Raw genomic sequence first — 14683 nt, 5'->3', positions numbered from 1 at the left:
AATAAAGGCTTAGAGTGGTGCCCGGAGGCGGATTTGAACCACCGACACGCGGATTTTCAATCCGCTGCTCTACCAACTGAGCTATCCGGGCATACCGGCTTCGAAGGTCTTTGCAGACCGTGGGGCTTTGGTTTTCCCCGGGAAGCGAGCGGGGTTATAACATCTTGTTCGGAGGTGTCCAGCGCCAGATGGCGTTTTTCTGACAGAAAATGCGTTTCGGGATCAACGTGTTGATAGAATTCAGGTTCTTCGGCTGTTTCGGGGCGCGGGAGGGCCGTTCGGCTGGGCCGCGCGGGTCTCTGTCGCCGGATCATCTGGGCGGAAAGGCGCACGAAGGGTAATCGCCATGCATTCGGCACAGGATGGCCGTCATTGCTGCCCGCATCTGTCGATCACAAGGCGGCAAAAATCTTCGTCAGGCGCCACGATCTATTCGTCGTCGCGCGTACTGTTCTGGAGCGTGTCGTCGGGGTTGTCCTCGTCCTGCGAGACGGGGATGGCGTAGGCGCCGGTCAGCCAGCGGCTGAGGTCGAGGTCGCGGCAGCGGTTCGAGCAGAAGGGATAGTGCTCGCGATGGGACGGGCGGCCGCATTCGGGGCAGGGCACGGTCTTGCGCAGCGGGGCGACGTTGGAGGCGGGTTTGGCCGATGTGGTGCCGGCGGCGTTTGCAGTGTCGTTGGCAGGCTTGGAGCCGCGGGGGGACTTGGGGGTATCGTTGCTCATGGTGTCATCCTTCGAGCCAGGCGTCATGCACGTTGAAGCCCTCGCCGGAGAGGAGGGCAACGGTTTCGGTCAGGGGCAGGCCGACGACATTGGTGTAGGAGCCGACGAGTTTCACGACGAAGCTGCCGGCAATGCCCTGGATAGCATAGCCGCCCGCCTTGCCGCGCCACTGGCCGGAGGCGAGGTAGCTTTCGATGTCGTGCGAGGTCAGGCGGCGGAAGCGGACCTTCGTGTCCACGACCTTCTGACGCACGGAACCATCCGGCGTGATGAGGCAGATGCCGGTATAGACGCGGTGGCTGCGGCCGGAGAGAAGGGTCAGCGCCGCCGTGGCCTCACTGACGCTCTCGGGCTTCTGGAGAATACGCCGGCCGACGCTGACGACGGTATCGGCTGCCAGCAGATATGCGCCGCGTGCCTCGTCCATGCCCTTCAGCGCCGCCGTGGCCGCACGGGCCTTTTCGGCGGAAAGCCGCCAGGCAAGCGAGCGCGGATGCTCGGTGCGCCGCGGGGTCTCGTCGAGATCCATCGGCATCAGGCGTTTGGGCTCGATGCCCACTTGGGCGAGCAGCTCGACGCGGCGCGGCGAGCCGGATGCCAGGATAAGCGTCTGATCGTGTGCCATCGTCTGTCGTTTCCCGGATCTCTCCGCAAGGATCTTGACCGGAACCGGTTTCCAGGCACGAGCACCTGCGGCAGGTTACGTTGCGGACCGGTGTGGTGCAGTCGACATTTGCGTCGAAACGGCGTTCGCAAGGAAACGGAGCGTCTTAGAGGCATCCCCTCGCGGGCACCATGGAAAGCCGGGCTACCGCTCGATTGCGACCGAACCGCCGTAAACGGCAGCTATTCCGCGGCCAGCGGTGCTTGCCCTGCTTGTGCTGCCCGCTTTACTTGAAGCGGTAGGTGATGCGGCCCTTGGTCAGGTCGTAGGGGGTCATTTCCACCAGCACCTTGTCGCCGGCGAGAACGCGGATGCGGTTCTTGCGCATGCGGCCGGCGGTGTGGGCGATGATTTCGTGTTCGTTCTCCAGCTTGACGCGGAACGTCGCATTGGGGAGCAGTTCGGTTACGACGCCCGGGAATTCGAGGACTTCTTCTTTCGCCATTGACGATTTGTCTTTCCGAGTTTCATGAAGGCACTGGGCCTCTTTAAAAAATTTGCCGGAAACTACACAATCACCGTCCGTTTGTGAACAGCGGCGTTCCGGTTTTCGATCTTTCCGTCAGCAACCGGGGTTCGGCAACAGCAAAACGGCGTCTTTCGACGCTGCAGGCCGGGCACGATGGCGTCGACGAGGGTCCGTGCGGCCGCCGGAGAACGGTTGTCCTCGCATGCGCGGCTGCGCGTGACCCGCTCTATGGCATCTTGCGCGGCGATTGTCCAAGCAAACGATGCCGGATGAGCGTTTCCAGATGGTCGCGGACGTCGCGATAGGCCGCAAGGATCTGGTCGCGCGTGCCGCGGGTGGCCGTCGGGTCCGCCGTCGGCCAGTATTCCACATCCACGGCCATGGAGCGGGTCAGTTCCAGCGCGGTGTGATGGGCTTCCGGGGCGAGGGTAACGATCATGTCGAAATAATCGTCCTCGAGCTGGTCCAGCGTATGCGGCTCGTGGCGTCCGGCGGTCAGGCCCAGCTCGTCCAACACGACATCGACGAAGGGGTCGCGTTCGCCGGTCTTTACGCCGGCGGATGCGATATAGGTACCGGGCGGTAGCAGCGCCTTCGCCAGCACCTCGGCCATGGGCGAGCGAATGGCATTCATGCCGCACATGAACAGCACCGACCGGGGTGGACTGGCGCCGTCGTCTCGCGGTTCAAGCCCCGGCGCCATCGCCTATCCCCGCCAGTAGAGCACGCAGACGAGGGTGAAGAGCCGGCGCGCCGTATCAAAGTCGAGCTTGATCTTGCCCGAGAGGCGATCCATCAGCGTTTGCGAGCCCTCGTTGTGAATGCCGCGCCGGCCCATGTCGATCGCCTCGATCTGGCTCGGTGTCGAGCTACGGATCGCCTCGTAATAGCTCTCGCAGATCATGAAGTAATCTCGCACGATCCGCCTGAACGGCGTCAGCGACAGGATATGGGTGATGACGTCGCCACCGGCCTCCGTGGTCACGACGAGCACGAGCTTGCTGTCCATCAGCGACAGTTTCAGCCGGTAGGGCCCGCCATCATGACCGATCGGCTCGAAACTGTTCTCTTCGATCAGGTCGAAGATCGCAACCGCCCGCTCATGCTCCACATCGGGCGTCGAGCGGCCGATCGTCTCGTCCAGCACCACGTCGCATAGGCGAAAGGCGGGCAGCTGGCTCATCCCGCCTCTCCGAGATTGAGCCGGATCGCGACGGAGCGCGCATGCGCCTCCAGCCCTTCCGCGCGGGCAAGCGCGATGGCGGCGGGGCCGAGGTCGCGCAGCTCGTCCGGCCCGAGCCGGAGGATCGAGGTGCGCTTCATATAGTCGAGCACGCCGAGGCCGGAGGAAAAGCGTGCCGAACGGGCCGTGGGAAGGACATGGTTGGAGCCGCCGACATAGTCGCCGATGACCTCGGGCGTGTAGCGCCCGACGAAGATCGCCCCAGCATTGCGGATCTGCGGGATCATCGCATCGGCGTCAGTCAGCGCCAGCTCGAGGTGCTCGGCGGCAATCCGGTTGGCGAGATCCGGCGCGGTAGAGAGGTCCTCGACCAGAATGATCGCGCCGAAGTCGCGCCAGCTGCTGCGTGCCGTCTCGGCCCGGGGAAGCGTGACGAGTTGCCGCTCGACCGCGCGCTCGACCGCATCGGCGAAATCGACGTCGTCGGTGATGAGGATCGACTGCGCGCCCGGATCATGCTCGGCCTGCGCCAGCAGATCGGCCGCAATCCAGTCGGGATCGTTGTCCTTGTCTGCGATGACGAGGACTTCGGAAGGACCGGCGATCATGTCGATGCCGACAGTGCCGAACACCTGCCGCTTGGCCGCCGCGACATAGGCATTGCCGGGCCCCATGATCTTGGCGACCGGCGCGATGGTGGCCGTGCCGTAGGCAAGCGCCGCGATGGCCTGGGCGCCGCCGATCCGGTAGATCTCCGACACGCCAGCCATGCGGGCCGCAGCCAGCACGGCGGGATTGATGTTTCCGGCCAGTGCCGGCACCACCATGACCACGCGCGGAACGCCCGCGACCTTGGCCGGCAAAGCGTTCATCAGCACGGAGCTCGGATAGCTCGCGGTTCCCCCGGGGACATAGAGGCCGACGGCATCGATCGGGGTCCAGCGCGAGCCGAGACCGACACCCATGGCATCGGTATAGATGTCGTCCTTCGGCAGCTGGCGGGAATGGTGCGCCTCGATCCGCACGGCTGCGACCTTCAGTGCGCCCAGCACTTCGGAGGGCACGGATTCGATGGCGGCGTCAATCTCTTCGGCTGTCACGGTCATGGGCGTGGTGGAGAGGTCGAGCTTGTCCCACTTCAGCGTATATTCGGCGAGCGCCACATCGCCCCGCTCGCGCACGTCGGCGATGATCCGGCGCACGGCGAGGTCGACATCTTCGGACACCTCCCGCTTGGTGGTGAGAAAAGCCGCAAAAGCGGCCTCGAAATCGGAAGCGCGATGATCGAGGCGAATGGCCACTGGGTCTTTATCCTTCGTGTCGGCGGAAATCGTATCAGGATGCGGGCATGCCATGAGCAAAGACGCCGGTCGAGTCGGCAGCCGGATAGGCCGTTTTCCCGTCAAGCGCCGGCCGGCATCGTCTCAGCTTTCCGGATGGTGAGGCCTGAAAGCGGTTTCCCACGCCCCGCCCGTATCCGCAAGCTGTACCTCGATACATTCCACATTCAGCGCGATCGTCGCGTCGCCGGCCAACACCAGTTCCAGCACGCCATCCGGGCCTTCGCCGTTCGGCTCGAACCGCAGGGCGAGCAGCGAGAGCACGGCATCCGTGTCCGTTCGCGAAAAGCCGATGGAGCGCACCGATGTCACCCGGTGAAAACCGATCACGGCGCGGCGGCGCTCATTCGTCTTCTTGTCTGCGGTGCCGGTTTTTCCATCAACCGTCTTTTCCCAGACGAAGCGGTTCACCACCAGGGCAAAGGTGCCGGTTCGCGGCGCATAAGAGATGCCCTCGACCTTGAAGACCGCATCCTGCACATGAGCGGAGACGATCTCGAGGTCCTGCGCGTCCAGCGCCATGAGCTTCAATGTGTCCATGCGATCCTACCTGTGCGGTTCTGCCTGCCGGGCCATCGGGTTCCGTGGTCCTGTAGCAGAGATAGGTCGCGGCTCATCCTTGCGCAACGGGCCTTGCGCAACAGGTGCTTGCGCAATGGGCCGCGACCGGGATCGCATCAGTCGGTGACGCGCTCGACGATGGCGCCGCAGCGGGTCAGCTTTTCTTCCAGCCGCTCGAAGCCGCGATCGAGATGGTAGACGCGCGAGACGGTCGTATCGCCTTCGGCCACGAGGCCGGCGATGACGAGCGATACGGAGGCACGAAGGTCGGTCGCCATGACCGGTGCACCTTTGAGGCGCGGCACGCCCTCGATCTTCGCCGTCTGCCCGGAGAGCGTGATGCGTGCGCCGAGGCGGGCGAGTTCCTGCACATGCATGAAACGGTTCTCGAAGATCGTCTCGGTGATGTGCGAAACGCCGTTGGAGCGCGTCATCAGGCCCATGAACTGCGCCTGCAGGTCGGTCGGGAAGCCGGGGAAGGGGTCTGTGACCACATCCACCGGCTTGATGCCGCCGCCATTGCGGTAGACCCGGATGCCGGTTTCCGTCGGCGTGATCTCCGCGCCGGCGCGGCGGATCGCTTCCAGCGCCGTATCGAGCAGGCTCGCATCGGTCCCTTCCAGGATCACATCGCCGCCGGTCATGGCCACGGCCATGGCGTACGTGCCGGTTTCGATGCGGTCGGGCAGAACCCGGTGGCGCGCGCCCGAAAGGGAGGTGACGCCTTCGATGGTGATGGTGGAGGTGCCGGCGCCCGTAACCTTCGCGCCCATGGCATTGAGGCAGTTCGCAAGATCGACCACTTCCGGCTCGCGCGCAGCATTGCCGATCGTCGTCGTGCCATTGGCAAGCGTTGCTGCCATCATCATGACGTGCGTCGCGCCGACGGAGACTTTCGGAAACACATAGCGCGCACCGATGAGGCCGCCGGTCGGCGCCGTCGCATTGATATAGCCGCTGTCGATCTCGATGTTCGCACCGAGCGCCGCTAGGCCCTCGATGAACAGGTCGACCGGCCGCGTGCCGATGGCGCAGCCGCCCGGCAGCGATACGCGGGCTCTGCCCTCGCGTGCCAGAAGCGGGCCGATGACCCAGAAGCTCGCCCGCATTTTGGAGACCAGCTCATAGGGTGCCGTGGTATCGACGATGTTGCGGCAGGTGAAGTGGATCGTGCGGGCATAGCTTTCGCCCTGCCGCTCGCGCCGGCCATTGACCGAAATATCGGCGCCGTGATTACCGAGGATGCGGATCAGCTGCTCGACATCGGCCAGATGCGGCACGTTTTCCAGCGTCAGCGTGTCGTCCGTCAGGAGCGATGCGATCATCAGCGGCAAGGCGGCGTTTTTGGCGCCGGAAATCGGGATGATCCCGTGAAGCTCGTTGCCACCGGTAATTCTGATGCGATCCATGATCGGTCCTCGTCAGGGCTATGGAGCCCCTGAATGATAGATGTGCCGTTCGTCGGCAGGAAAGACGGCTTCCATAAAGCAAGCCACGGCAAATGAGAAGCGACCCGCAGAACGCCGAGGCGCAAGCGGGTGTATCGCCAATGCTGGAGCCCTAAAAGAAGGGTGCCGCGCGCTATTATCTCAAGGATTCGTCCGGATTTACGGCAGGATGCCGGTTTGCTCAACAATCGCGATAAGCATCGCTCGCCGTTTCGCACGCGATATCGGCAACGCGACCCGATTCGGTTTGCGTCGAGAATGCCTTCCCTTCTATTTTTCCACCGTGTCATCGGCCGAACCAATGTCTCCGACAGGAAGGTCGCCCTCGGTCGTCGAAGCCGCATCACGGGATGCCTCACCGCCGGCCGCCGGCAGCCCCACGGCCTCGTCGGCATCGCCCGCCCGCCGGGCACGCCCCTGCTGCTTGCGGCGCTGAAGGTTCTCCCGCAGCGTCCGCGCCGCCCGTTCCCGCCGAGCCTGCGCCTGCCGCTCCGCCTCACTCATCCCGTCGCTCCTCTTTGCCTCACGTTATCGCCTGCACTGAACGATCGATGGTACCAAGGCTACCTATCACTGCTTTACCAAGCAGCCTTCCTACGAAATCACCACGCCGCGCGAAACCCGCGTCCTGCCTTGCTGTCATTCAAATCCGACCAAACACAAGAAAACCGCACCATCCGCCTTGCGCTCCCCGAAAACCTATGGCAATAGGCCCTCGCTCCGACACGGTCGCCAACACGCCGCCGCTGTCTTCAGTGCTGCTATAGCTCAGGGGTAGAGCACTCCCTTGGTAAGGGAGAGGCCGAGAGTTCAAATCTCTCTAGCAGCACCATTCTCCCCGACGAACTGATCAAACAAAATCCAGGCCTACCGAAGCCGTGTGCCGCGGACGACCCCACCATTTCAGGTGTCGAGTCAGCCCCTGAACACGTCTGCGGCCTCACCGACGACGGTGATCACGCAAAAAAAGAGCCGGCTTTTGACCGGCTCTTTCTCATTCTTCTCGAGCTGTTTCAGGCGATCAGAAATCTATATCGCCCATGTCGTCGCCCATATCCGCACCGACATCTTCCGCCGGAGCTTCCGCTTCAGCCGGCGTTTCCGCCGCGTTGGCTTCGTTGCCGGAGAACATGCTGCCGATGGCGCTGCCGAGCAGCATGCCTCCGGCGACGCCCATGGCGGTCTGGGCGGCACCCTGCAGGAAGCCGCCGCCGCTGCGCTGGCCCTGCTGGGCGGCACCCTGGTTGCCCCAGGGGCTATTCGGCTGGCCGTTAGGCTGGCCGGCCGACGGCTGGCCCATGGCCGTGCCGGTTTGGCCGTAGGCGCCTTGCTGCGGCGCTTGCTGTCCGTAGACGGCGGCGGGTGCCGCGCGGCGGGCAGGGGTGGCCTGGCTCCCACCGCCGAACAGGCTGGAAAACAGCCCGCCGGAGGAGCGGCTTGAGGACTGGCGCTCCAGTTCCTGGATGCGCTGCTCGGCTGCGGCAAGGGCCTGATCCTGCACCACGATGGTCTGCGCCATCAGGTAAGGGGCCGTCGGCTGGGCCGCGATCTTCTGGCCGATGAAGGCATTGGCCTCCTGATCGAGCTGGCCGGATTGGCGCTCGACCTCGGCAATGCGGGAGAAAAGCCCGTCGATCGCCTGGCGGTCATTGCTGTCCATGGTGATGTGTCTCCGTGATCTCATACGCAACAGGGTTGTTGCAGGGGTCTGGTCGGATAGGGCCCTCCCGGCCATCGAGGCCGGAAGGGAAGATATGTCGACTATTCGCGCTCGCCGGTGAAGTTCAGCAGGAGCTGGAAGATGTTGACGAAGTTCAGGTACAGCGACAGGGCGCCGAAGACGGCGAGCTTCTGCTGCGATTCCTGGTCCATGTTCTCGGCGAACTGTGACTTGATGTTCTGCGTGTCGTAGGCGGTCAGGCCGACGAAGACGACGATGCCGATCACCGAGATGGCGAACTGCAGGGCCGACGAGCCGAGGAAGATATTGACGACCGAGGCGATGACGACGCCGATCAGGCCCATCATCAGGAACGAGCCCATCTTCGACAGGTCGGCCTTCGTCACGTAGCCGTAAAGGCTTGTCGCGCCGAACATGGTCGCGGCGATGAAGAAGGTGCGCGCGATGCTCGTTCCGGTGAATACGAGGAACACGGACGCGAGCGACAGGCCCATGACGGCGCAGAACGCCCAGAACATCGCCTGTGCCGCGCCGGCCGACATGGTCTGCAGGCGGAACGACAGGAACAGCACGAAGCCGAGCGGTGCCAGCATGACGACCCACTTCAGGGGCGTCTGGAAGATCGGCACGTAGAGCGCCGGTGTCGTCCCGACGATGAAGGCGACGAGGCCGGTGACCACGAGGCCGAGGCCCATATAGTTGTACACCCGCAGCATGTGCTGGCGCAGGGCCTGGTCGAGGAAGGCGCCGCTTTGCGCCGTTGCGCCGTAACGGGGGCCGGGATTGCTGAAGCTCATCGAGGTTCTCCTTGATAGATGAGAAAGTGTGAATGGCTCTGGCGCCGGGCGGGCCAGAGGTCAGTAAAGGGTTTTAGACAGGCGCTCCGCCGTCTGCGCCAGCTTGGCCTCGCCTGTGGTGCCACCGGGCGCGGCCACCAGCGCATAGGCCACGTCGCCGATCTGCCAGTCCGCCGCCTCGATGCCGTCGATGGCGTAGGTCTTGACAGGCCGCACCGAGAACGCCCCGGGGCGCACGGCAAAGAGCGACATCTGCTCCTTGTCCGGCGTGCGGATCGCAAGCTCGACGCTCGGGCCGAAGCGTGAGGGGAACACCTGAACGTCCACCACGGTCCAGCTTTCGGGCAGGGCCGGCATGATGATCGCCGTCGCCGCGCGAATGTCCTCGCGGTCGTAGGTCTGCACCTCCGGCTGCGATGTCATGGTCTCGCGGATCTCCGCCGTGCGGTGGGCGCGAACGGCCTCTTCAACATGCGCGGGTGGCGGCTCGGATGCCACGACCTCGGTCACCTGGAACGGACCGAAGCTCGTGCTGGCAACCCAGCCGGCACCCACGAGAAGGGTAACCGCCGCCACCTTCTGCAGCTGCTGACTGACGCGGGGAAAGTGCAGGCCGCTTTCCAGCCGGCGCGCCGCATCCCGGGTTTGCCGCGTGCCGCCGGGATCGACGGTCGCCAGCAGCGACAGACGCAGCTCGCCGCGCAGATGCAGATCACCCATCACCCGGGCAGCGGACTCCGGGTTCTGCGCCAGATGCGCCTCGACCTGAAGCCGGCGCTGCGGCGTCAGCTGGTTGTCCACATAGGCATCGAGGTCGCTGTCGAGGATCGGGTCAGCCATGGTCATTGTCGGTGCCTCCAACGATCTTGAGGTGGGTCGGCGTGCGATCTTCCTCGAAGGCGCGCAGGCGGGCCCGCGCGCGGGAAAGGCGCGACATCAGTGTCCCCACGGGAATATCGAGAACGCGCGCGGCGTCCTGGTAGGACATCTCGTCGATGGCGACGAGATGGAGCGCGGCGCGCTGCTCTTCGGGAAGGCTGAAGAACGCCTCGCGCAATTGCCCGAGACGAACGACATCTTCCGCACCGCCATGATGCAGGCCTTGCGAAAGCAGAGCCGCTTCCTCCACGCGCCGCGTCTGCGAGCGCTTGCGGCGCAGGCTGTCGATATGCGTGTTGTGAAGGACGGACATCAGCCAGGTCCGCAGGTTCGCACCCTGACGAAAGGTCGGCCGGCGCTCATAGGCGCGCATCAGTGCGTCCTGCACCAGATCCTCGGCATCGTCGGGATTGCGTACGAGCGAACGGGCATAACGCCTGAGAGCGCCGAGCTGGCCGATGACATCGAAGGGGCTTTTCCTGTCGTCCATGTGAGATATACGCATGGCGATGGCGCTCTATTCCATGCCTTCCGAAATATTTTTCGCAAGCGCGAGATTCCGCGACGGAATCTTCGCATCCGCTAATGGACAGCGGTTCACACCTCTGTCATGAGGTTTATTAACGCGTCGATGATATGCTCACGAAATCAGGGGCCTCGGCACTTGGAAATGGAGAGGCCTAGGAGGAGGCCGTTCCGGAAACGCGATAAGTCGATCGGGAGAAATGGCGCGGCATGCAGAGGCATCGGCCGCGCTGAGGGAGGAGTTGAACATGGCCACACATATGATGCGCACGCTGTTGAACACCATGGCGTTCCTTGCCGTCCTGACGGTTCTCGGTCTCTGGGCTTTCCTGTAGGGTTCTATCGACGGCCTCCCAAGACGGGAGATCATCGAACCTCAGGGATATAGATAGTGCCTCTCCCAGGCATCATGCGGGATCTGGCTGCCGATCTCATATTTGAACGATCGCACATCGATGTGATCAGGGCCGGTGGTGCAGCGGAATTTCAGCCGATACCATTCTCCCTGGCTGCGGAAGACGGCGCCGGGCGCGGTGATGGTGTTGGTGGCCGTCACCGGATCGCCGAACGCGTAGGCGATGACCTTGTCGGGCCGGTACTGCGTCTTGTCCTTGTTGATGCGCTCCATCGCTTCCGTATCGCAGCGCTGCTCCAGCCGTGTGGCGGGATCGAGTTTCTGGAACTGGCGAACGAGCGTCTGATCCATGGCGGCAGCCGAGGTGGCGGTGCATGCCGCCAGCAGAGCCGACAAGGCAATCCTGTTCATGCGTTGATTCTCTCACTATCGGTCGGAACCGCCGCTTCAAGGCAATTTTCTTGGCCATTCGATGGCTGAAACAAGGCGGGGGCAGCGGTCGGCTCGAATGTGCGTATGAAATGACGCACGCGCAATGGCATTACCCGTTGTTTCGAAAGGTCTTTTCACGAGCCTCCGCAATCCGCCCGATTTATGTCGAGGCGGTCACGTCGATCCACTCCGCTCCGGTTATGTCGGCCATGCGTTCGGGTGAAATTCGCACGGCGGCATTGGTGGCGCCCGCCGCCGGCACGACGATGTCGAAGGCGCGCAGCGAGACGTCGCAATAGACCGCAAGCGGCTTTGGCAGACCGAAAGGGCAGACGCCGCCCACCGGATGGCTCGTCTCTGCTTCCACTTCGGAAAGGTCGAGCATCCGGGCTTTGGTGCCGAACCGCGCCTTGAATTTCTTGTTGTCGATGCGCGCTTCACCGCCCGTGACGATCAGGATCACCGCGTCTGCGACCCGGAGCGCCAGTGTCTTGGCGATCTGCGCCGGCACGACGCGATGTGCCGCCGCCGCCATGGCAACGGTCGCCGTGCTCTCGTCGAGAACGATGACCTTGAGGTCGGGTGCCTTCTCGGCCAGGAAGGCGGTCACGGAGGAAAGGCTCATGAGGCTGTCCGCTCTCTGAAAGGTTCGTCGGTTGCCAGCCCGTGTCACGTGCTGAAACGAAAAGGCGGGCCGTTGAGCCCGCCTCCAGCATTGCTGTCGCCGATTTTTTCAGTCGTCGTTTGTTGCGTCAAGGTCTTCCGGGCGCGTGCCCTCCTGACCGTGCGGCAGGTAGCCGTGGCTTGTAAACCAGTTCTCGAGAATGGCGGCGATGGCCGCGTCGCGGCTGTTGATCTCCGGATGGTCGGAAATGAACGACGCGAGGGCGGCTTCGATTTTGGGGTCTGTCGTGCTGGACATGATGCCTCTTCCTCAGGCTCGTTTGATCACGCGGATGAGCACGAGCAGGATGATCGCGCCAAGGGTCGCATGGATGATGGCCGCGAGAATGCCGCCGCCGATCACGAAACCGAGACGCGGGAACAGCCAGCCTGCGATGAAGGCGCCGATGATGCCGACGATGATGTTGCCGAACAGGCCAAAGCCGAAGCCGGACACGATGAGGCCGGCAAGCCAACCGGCTACTGCGCCGATCAGGAGGAAGATGAGAATGCTTTCGATACCCATGGATGGTTCCTTTCCGAATGGATGAACCAGGAGATAGGGCAGCGCGCGCGCCGGGTTAGATCTTCAGCAACAGGAAATGTTGAGATGAAGACTGTCCCGAAGACGGCTCAGAGGATGCGCGAGGGAAGCGCGACCCGGCCGTCGTCGATGTTGAGAAGGACGGAGATGGCAACGAGCGTCAGGCATGCGATGAGGGTGGCGCTCAGTCCGAGAACAATCATTGCCCGTTTCCTTTTCGCGTCATCATCATGATGTCCGCTGGATCCTTCCCTGGAAGACGCGCACGATGCCGGAACGACCTCATCGCGCCGTCCAAGACGCGGTCGCCGGGCAGCTGGGTGTCGCGCCGGAAGTGTCCTCTTTCTATGCGCGCGAGACCACGGCCACAATTGCGAGGAATGGGGGATGAAAACCTGTGCCGACAGGCGTTTGCGCCCTTTCCGGCACGATCTTTCAGCGTTCTGTGGATTAGGGAGGTGGCGTTAACTTTCAAGCAAGGAATTAACCATAAACATGGTCCCTACACGTCGAAGCGGGGACCCCTTAATCCCCTCCCGGGCATGATGCCGATCCGACGAGCCGGTCCCAACCCGGTATGTGACGTTAACGGGGCCTGTGCTCCGTTCTCGGACAAGCAGGCATCATATGGCGCCATCGGGCGCACATTCTCATTTCATTCGGCAGGCGGTGATGGTCACCGGCCCTGACGGGAGACATACCGGGACCGGGGACAAACGTGGGACAGGAAGCCGTGGCAGACCAGAACCGGAGGGCGCAGGCAGGAAGCCTGGTCGAGCGCCTGCGGTTTGCCGGGCTGGATTCCAGCGAAACCGACATCCTGCGCCGTCATCGCCAGGCCCTCCAGCCGCAGGTCGATCTCGCGCTGCGCGATCTTTTCCAGCGCCTTCAGACCTTCCCCGAAGCCTCGCGCCATTTCTCCAGCGATCGTCAGATCGACCGGCTGCACGACCTCCACGCCTCTCATTGGGGCGTGTTGACGGATGCGCGGTTCGACAGTCTCTATGCCGAGCGCGTCAAGGTGCTGGCCGATGCGGAAAGCCGCATGGGCCTCGACCCCCGCTGGCAGATCGCCGGCCACGGCGTCATCCTCGAGCGGCTGATCGTCTCCGCCATCGAGGCGTTCTGGCCGAAATCCATGCTGGCGACCGGCAAGGGCAAGCAGCAGGAACTGACGGACCTTATCTCCGCCCTCATCCGCACCGTTTTCGTCGATACGGAAATCGGCGTCACCCTTCGCTTCAACGAACAGCGCCAGACCCACCAGCGCCAGCTGGCGGAAACGCGCGCGACGTCGGAAGCCGAGTTGCTCGCAGCCTTCACCGGTATCGCCGAGGCGCTGGCCGCGGGCGACGTCTCTGCGCGAACCCCGGCCGACGTGCCGGAAGCGGCCGTGCCGCTTGCCCGCTCACTGGATGCCGCCCTCGACGCGATCGAATCGAACCTGCGCAATCTGGACGCCGGGATCTCCTCCTCGGCTACGGCCAGCGAGACGATGACCGCGGGAACCGAGCGTCTTGGATCGGCCGCGCAATCCGAAGCGGCGGCGCTGGATTCGGTTGCCGAACGGCTGGAAGCCCTCGTTATCAGAGTTCGCGACAGTGCACGGGAAAGCTCCGCGGCTGAAAAGGCCGTTGCTGCGACGGGACATTCCGTCGAGCGCAGCGGCGAGATCGCCGGTCTTGCGATTGCGGCCATGGCCGACATCGAATCCTCCGCCGAGAAGATCGGTCAGATCATCGGCGTCATCGACGAGATCGCCTTCCAGACCAATCTCCTTGCGCTGAATGCCGGTATCGAAGCTGCACGCGCCGGCGAAAGCGGTCGCGGCTTTGCGGTCGTCGCCCAGGAAGTCCGGGCGCTCGCCCAGCGTTCCGGCGATGCGGCCCGCGAGATCAAGCAGCTCGTCACGGGCACGAAGGCTCAGGTCGATGCCGGCGTCGAACGGGTCGGCCGCACGCAGGCCGCCATCGGCAGCATCGTCGAGCAGGTTCACGGCATCCAGTCCGCCATCACAGGTATCGCCCGGCAGTCGGGTGAGGATCTGTCCAGCCTCGAAGACCTGCGCACCGAGATCGGCCGCTCCGGCCGCGCGCTTGCAGGTCTCACCAGCGATGCCGAACGCACGGCGGCTGCCGGTCAGACGGCGCGCATGGTGACGATCGAGCTTGGCGAAACCATTCGCCGCTTCACGCTGCGCCCTGCAAACACGGGCGCACGCGCGGCAGACAAGATGATGGCCGCCGCCACGCCGCCGCGACAGGCTCTGCCTGCGCAGGTGGCGAGGGCGGAGGCTTTTCTCGAAGACGAGGACGACATCGCCTTCGGGCGCGTGTCGGCATGGGGGCGATCATGACGATGTTCCCGGCTCTGCGTCCATGCCCGTTCCGCCTGCGTGACACCGGTCCTGCCGGCCATC

Annotated in this window: 18 protein-coding genes, 2 tRNA genes and 1 pseudogene; 3 read left to right on the top strand and 18 right to left on the bottom strand. The window is 63.9% G+C overall.

Annotated elements, in window-relative coordinates; genetic code table 11:
* Positions 1–15 precede the first annotated feature (15 nt).
* The 10 genes and pseudogenes from C8J33_RS09650 to C8J33_RS09605 form a co-directional block, all read right to left on the bottom strand.
* A tRNA-Phe gene (locus C8J33_RS09650) sits at positions 16–91 on the bottom strand.
* A gap of 338 nt (positions 92–429) precedes the next feature.
* Positions 430–642: pseudogene (gene yacG / locus C8J33_RS27500) on the bottom strand (DNA gyrase inhibitor YacG); the annotation flags it as partial.
* Positions 643–727: 85 nt separating this feature from the next.
* A complete protein-coding gene (locus tag C8J33_RS09640; protein WP_110727023.1) occupies positions 728–1348 on the bottom strand; it encodes a Maf-like protein in 621 nt (206 codons plus the stop codon).
* 265 nt (positions 1349–1613) lie between these two features.
* Positions 1614–1832, bottom strand: a complete 219-nt coding sequence (gene infA, locus C8J33_RS09635; RefSeq protein ID WP_004435948.1) for a translation initiation factor IF-1 — start codon at positions 1830–1832, stop codon at positions 1614–1616.
* 250 nt (positions 1833–2082) lie between these two features.
* Entirely contained in the window at positions 2083–2559 is a 477-nt protein-coding gene (locus C8J33_RS09630; RefSeq protein ID WP_110727022.1) for a low molecular weight phosphatase family protein, read from the bottom strand.
* Between the two features lie 3 nt (positions 2560–2562).
* Positions 2563–3039 carry a UPF0262 family protein gene (locus C8J33_RS09625; RefSeq protein WP_110800050.1) on the bottom strand — a complete coding sequence of 159 codons (477 nt, stop codon included), beginning with the start codon at positions 3037–3039 and terminating at the stop codon, positions 2563–2565.
* A complete protein-coding gene (gene hisD, locus C8J33_RS09620) occupies positions 3036–4340 on the bottom strand; it encodes a histidinol dehydrogenase (RefSeq protein WP_132663881.1) in 1305 nt (434 codons plus the stop codon). Before hisD ends, C8J33_RS09625 begins: the two co-directional genes overlap by 4 nt.
* Positions 4341–4463: 123 nt before the next feature.
* Positions 4464–4919, bottom strand: coding sequence for a DUF2948 family protein (locus tag C8J33_RS09615; protein ID WP_110800048.1), 456 nt, complete (start codon positions 4917–4919; stop codon positions 4464–4466).
* Positions 4920–5056: 137 nt separating this feature from the next.
* Positions 5057–6349, bottom strand: coding sequence for a UDP-N-acetylglucosamine 1-carboxyvinyltransferase (murA, locus tag C8J33_RS09610; protein ID WP_132663879.1), 1293 nt, complete (start codon positions 6347–6349; stop codon positions 5057–5059).
* A 309-nt stretch (positions 6350–6658) separates the two neighbouring features.
* Positions 6659–6892, bottom strand: a complete 234-nt coding sequence (locus tag C8J33_RS09605) for a hypothetical protein (protein ID WP_132446187.1) — start codon at positions 6890–6892, stop codon at positions 6659–6661.
* Positions 6893–7145: 253 nt separating this feature from the next.
* Between C8J33_RS09605 and C8J33_RS09600 the strand changes: the two genes are divergently transcribed.
* Positions 7146–7220 (top strand) — tRNA-Thr (locus C8J33_RS09600).
* A gap of 189 nt (positions 7221–7409) precedes the next feature.
* On the opposite strand, the gene C8J33_RS09595 is transcribed toward C8J33_RS09600, so the two are convergent.
* The 4 genes from C8J33_RS09595 to C8J33_RS09580 form a co-directional block, all read right to left on the bottom strand.
* A complete protein-coding gene (locus tag C8J33_RS09595; RefSeq protein ID WP_132663877.1) occupies positions 7410–8048 on the bottom strand; it encodes a DUF2076 domain-containing protein in 639 nt (212 codons plus the stop codon).
* Between the two features lie 101 nt (positions 8049–8149).
* The gene (locus tag C8J33_RS09590; protein WP_110800045.1) at positions 8150–8866 is read right to left on the bottom strand and encodes a Bax inhibitor-1/YccA family protein; all 717 of its coding nucleotides are present in this window, start codon (positions 8864–8866) and stop codon (positions 8150–8152) included.
* 60 nt (positions 8867–8926) lie between these two features.
* On the bottom strand, positions 8927–9712 hold the full coding sequence (locus tag C8J33_RS09585; RefSeq protein WP_132663875.1) for an anti-sigma factor family protein: 786 nt from the start codon (positions 9710–9712) through the stop codon (positions 8927–8929).
* A complete protein-coding gene (locus C8J33_RS09580; RefSeq protein WP_092986559.1) occupies positions 9699–10235 on the bottom strand; it encodes a sigma-70 family RNA polymerase sigma factor in 537 nt (178 codons plus the stop codon). The genes C8J33_RS09585 and C8J33_RS09580 overlap by 14 nt, the downstream gene beginning before the upstream one ends.
* 235 nt (positions 10236–10470) lie before the next feature.
* Between C8J33_RS09580 and C8J33_RS27795 the strand changes: the two genes are divergently transcribed.
* Positions 10471–10605, top strand: coding sequence for a hypothetical protein (locus C8J33_RS27795; protein WP_280953116.1), 135 nt, complete (start codon positions 10471–10473; stop codon positions 10603–10605).
* A gap of 41 nt (positions 10606–10646) precedes the next feature.
* Here C8J33_RS27795 and C8J33_RS09575 read toward each other — a convergent pair whose 3' ends face one another.
* From C8J33_RS09575 to C8J33_RS09560, 4 genes are all read right to left on the bottom strand, one after another.
* Positions 10647–11036, bottom strand: a complete 390-nt coding sequence (locus tag C8J33_RS09575) for a DUF930 domain-containing protein (protein WP_132446195.1) — start codon at positions 11034–11036, stop codon at positions 10647–10649.
* A gap of 181 nt (positions 11037–11217) precedes the next feature.
* Entirely contained in the window at positions 11218–11682 is a 465-nt protein-coding gene (locus C8J33_RS09570; protein ID WP_132663873.1) for a YbaK/EbsC family protein, read from the bottom strand.
* Between the two features lie 108 nt (positions 11683–11790).
* Positions 11791–11979 (bottom strand): hypothetical protein, encoded by a 189-nt coding sequence (locus C8J33_RS09565; RefSeq protein WP_110727004.1) that lies wholly within the window; start codon positions 11977–11979, stop codon positions 11791–11793.
* A gap of 12 nt (positions 11980–11991) precedes the next feature.
* Complete coding sequence (locus tag C8J33_RS09560) at positions 11992–12246, bottom strand: GlsB/YeaQ/YmgE family stress response membrane protein (protein WP_092932100.1); 255 nt, start codon at positions 12244–12246, stop codon at positions 11992–11994.
* A 736-nt stretch (positions 12247–12982) separates the two neighbouring features.
* Between C8J33_RS09560 and C8J33_RS09555 the strand changes: the two genes are divergently transcribed.
* Entirely contained in the window at positions 12983–14620 is a 1638-nt protein-coding gene (locus C8J33_RS09555; protein WP_132663871.1) for a methyl-accepting chemotaxis protein, read from the top strand.
* Positions 14621–14683 lie beyond the last annotated feature (63 nt).

Source organism: Rhizobium sp. PP-CC-3G-465 (assembly GCF_004343445.1).
In the GTDB taxonomy this organism is placed as follows: Bacteria; Pseudomonadota; Alphaproteobacteria; order Rhizobiales; family Rhizobiaceae; genus Ferranicluibacter; species Ferranicluibacter rubi.
This window is presented reverse-complemented; position numbering and strand designations above follow the sequence as displayed.

Coding starts and splice junctions, on each gene's coding strand:
- C8J33_RS09640 (WP_110727023.1), bottom strand. CDS start 1,348: ATGGCACACGATCAGACGCTTATCCTGGCATCCGGCTCGCCGCGCCGC.
- infA (WP_004435948.1), bottom strand. CDS start 1,832: ATGGCGAAAGAAGAAGTCCTCGAATTCCCGGGCGTCGTAACCGAACTG.
- C8J33_RS09630 (WP_110727022.1), bottom strand. CDS start 2,559: ATGGCGCCGGGGCTTGAACCGCGAGACGACGGCGCCAGTCCACCCCGG.
- C8J33_RS09625 (WP_110800050.1), bottom strand. CDS start 3,039: ATGAGCCAGCTGCCCGCCTTTCGCCTATGCGACGTGGTGCTGGACGAG.
- C8J33_RS09615 (WP_110800048.1), bottom strand. CDS start 4,919: ATGGACACATTGAAGCTCATGGCGCTGGACGCGCAGGACCTCGAGATC.
- murA (WP_132663879.1), bottom strand. CDS start 6,349: ATGGATCGCATCAGAATTACCGGTGGCAACGAGCTTCACGGGATCATC.
- C8J33_RS09605 (WP_132446187.1), bottom strand. CDS start 6,892: ATGAGTGAGGCGGAGCGGCAGGCGCAGGCTCGGCGGGAACGGGCGGCG.
- C8J33_RS09595 (WP_132663877.1), bottom strand. CDS start 8,048: ATGGACAGCAATGACCGCCAGGCGATCGACGGGCTTTTCTCCCGCATT.
- C8J33_RS09590 (WP_110800045.1), bottom strand. CDS start 8,866: ATGAGCTTCAGCAATCCCGGCCCCCGTTACGGCGCAACGGCGCAAAGC.
- C8J33_RS09585 (WP_132663875.1), bottom strand. CDS start 9,712: ATGACCATGGCTGACCCGATCCTCGACAGCGACCTCGATGCCTATGTG.
- C8J33_RS09580 (WP_092986559.1), bottom strand. CDS start 10,235: ATGGACGACAGGAAAAGCCCCTTCGATGTCATCGGCCAGCTCGGCGCT.
- C8J33_RS27795 (WP_280953116.1), top strand. CDS start 10,471: ATGGCGCGGCATGCAGAGGCATCGGCCGCGCTGAGGGAGGAGTTGAAC.
- C8J33_RS09575 (WP_132446195.1), bottom strand. CDS start 11,036: ATGAACAGGATTGCCTTGTCGGCTCTGCTGGCGGCATGCACCGCCACC.
- C8J33_RS09570 (WP_132663873.1), bottom strand. CDS start 11,682: ATGAGCCTTTCCTCCGTGACCGCCTTCCTGGCCGAGAAGGCACCCGAC.
- C8J33_RS09565 (WP_110727004.1), bottom strand. CDS start 11,979: ATGTCCAGCACGACAGACCCCAAAATCGAAGCCGCCCTCGCGTCGTTC.
- C8J33_RS09560 (WP_092932100.1), bottom strand. CDS start 12,246: ATGGGTATCGAAAGCATTCTCATCTTCCTCCTGATCGGCGCAGTAGCC.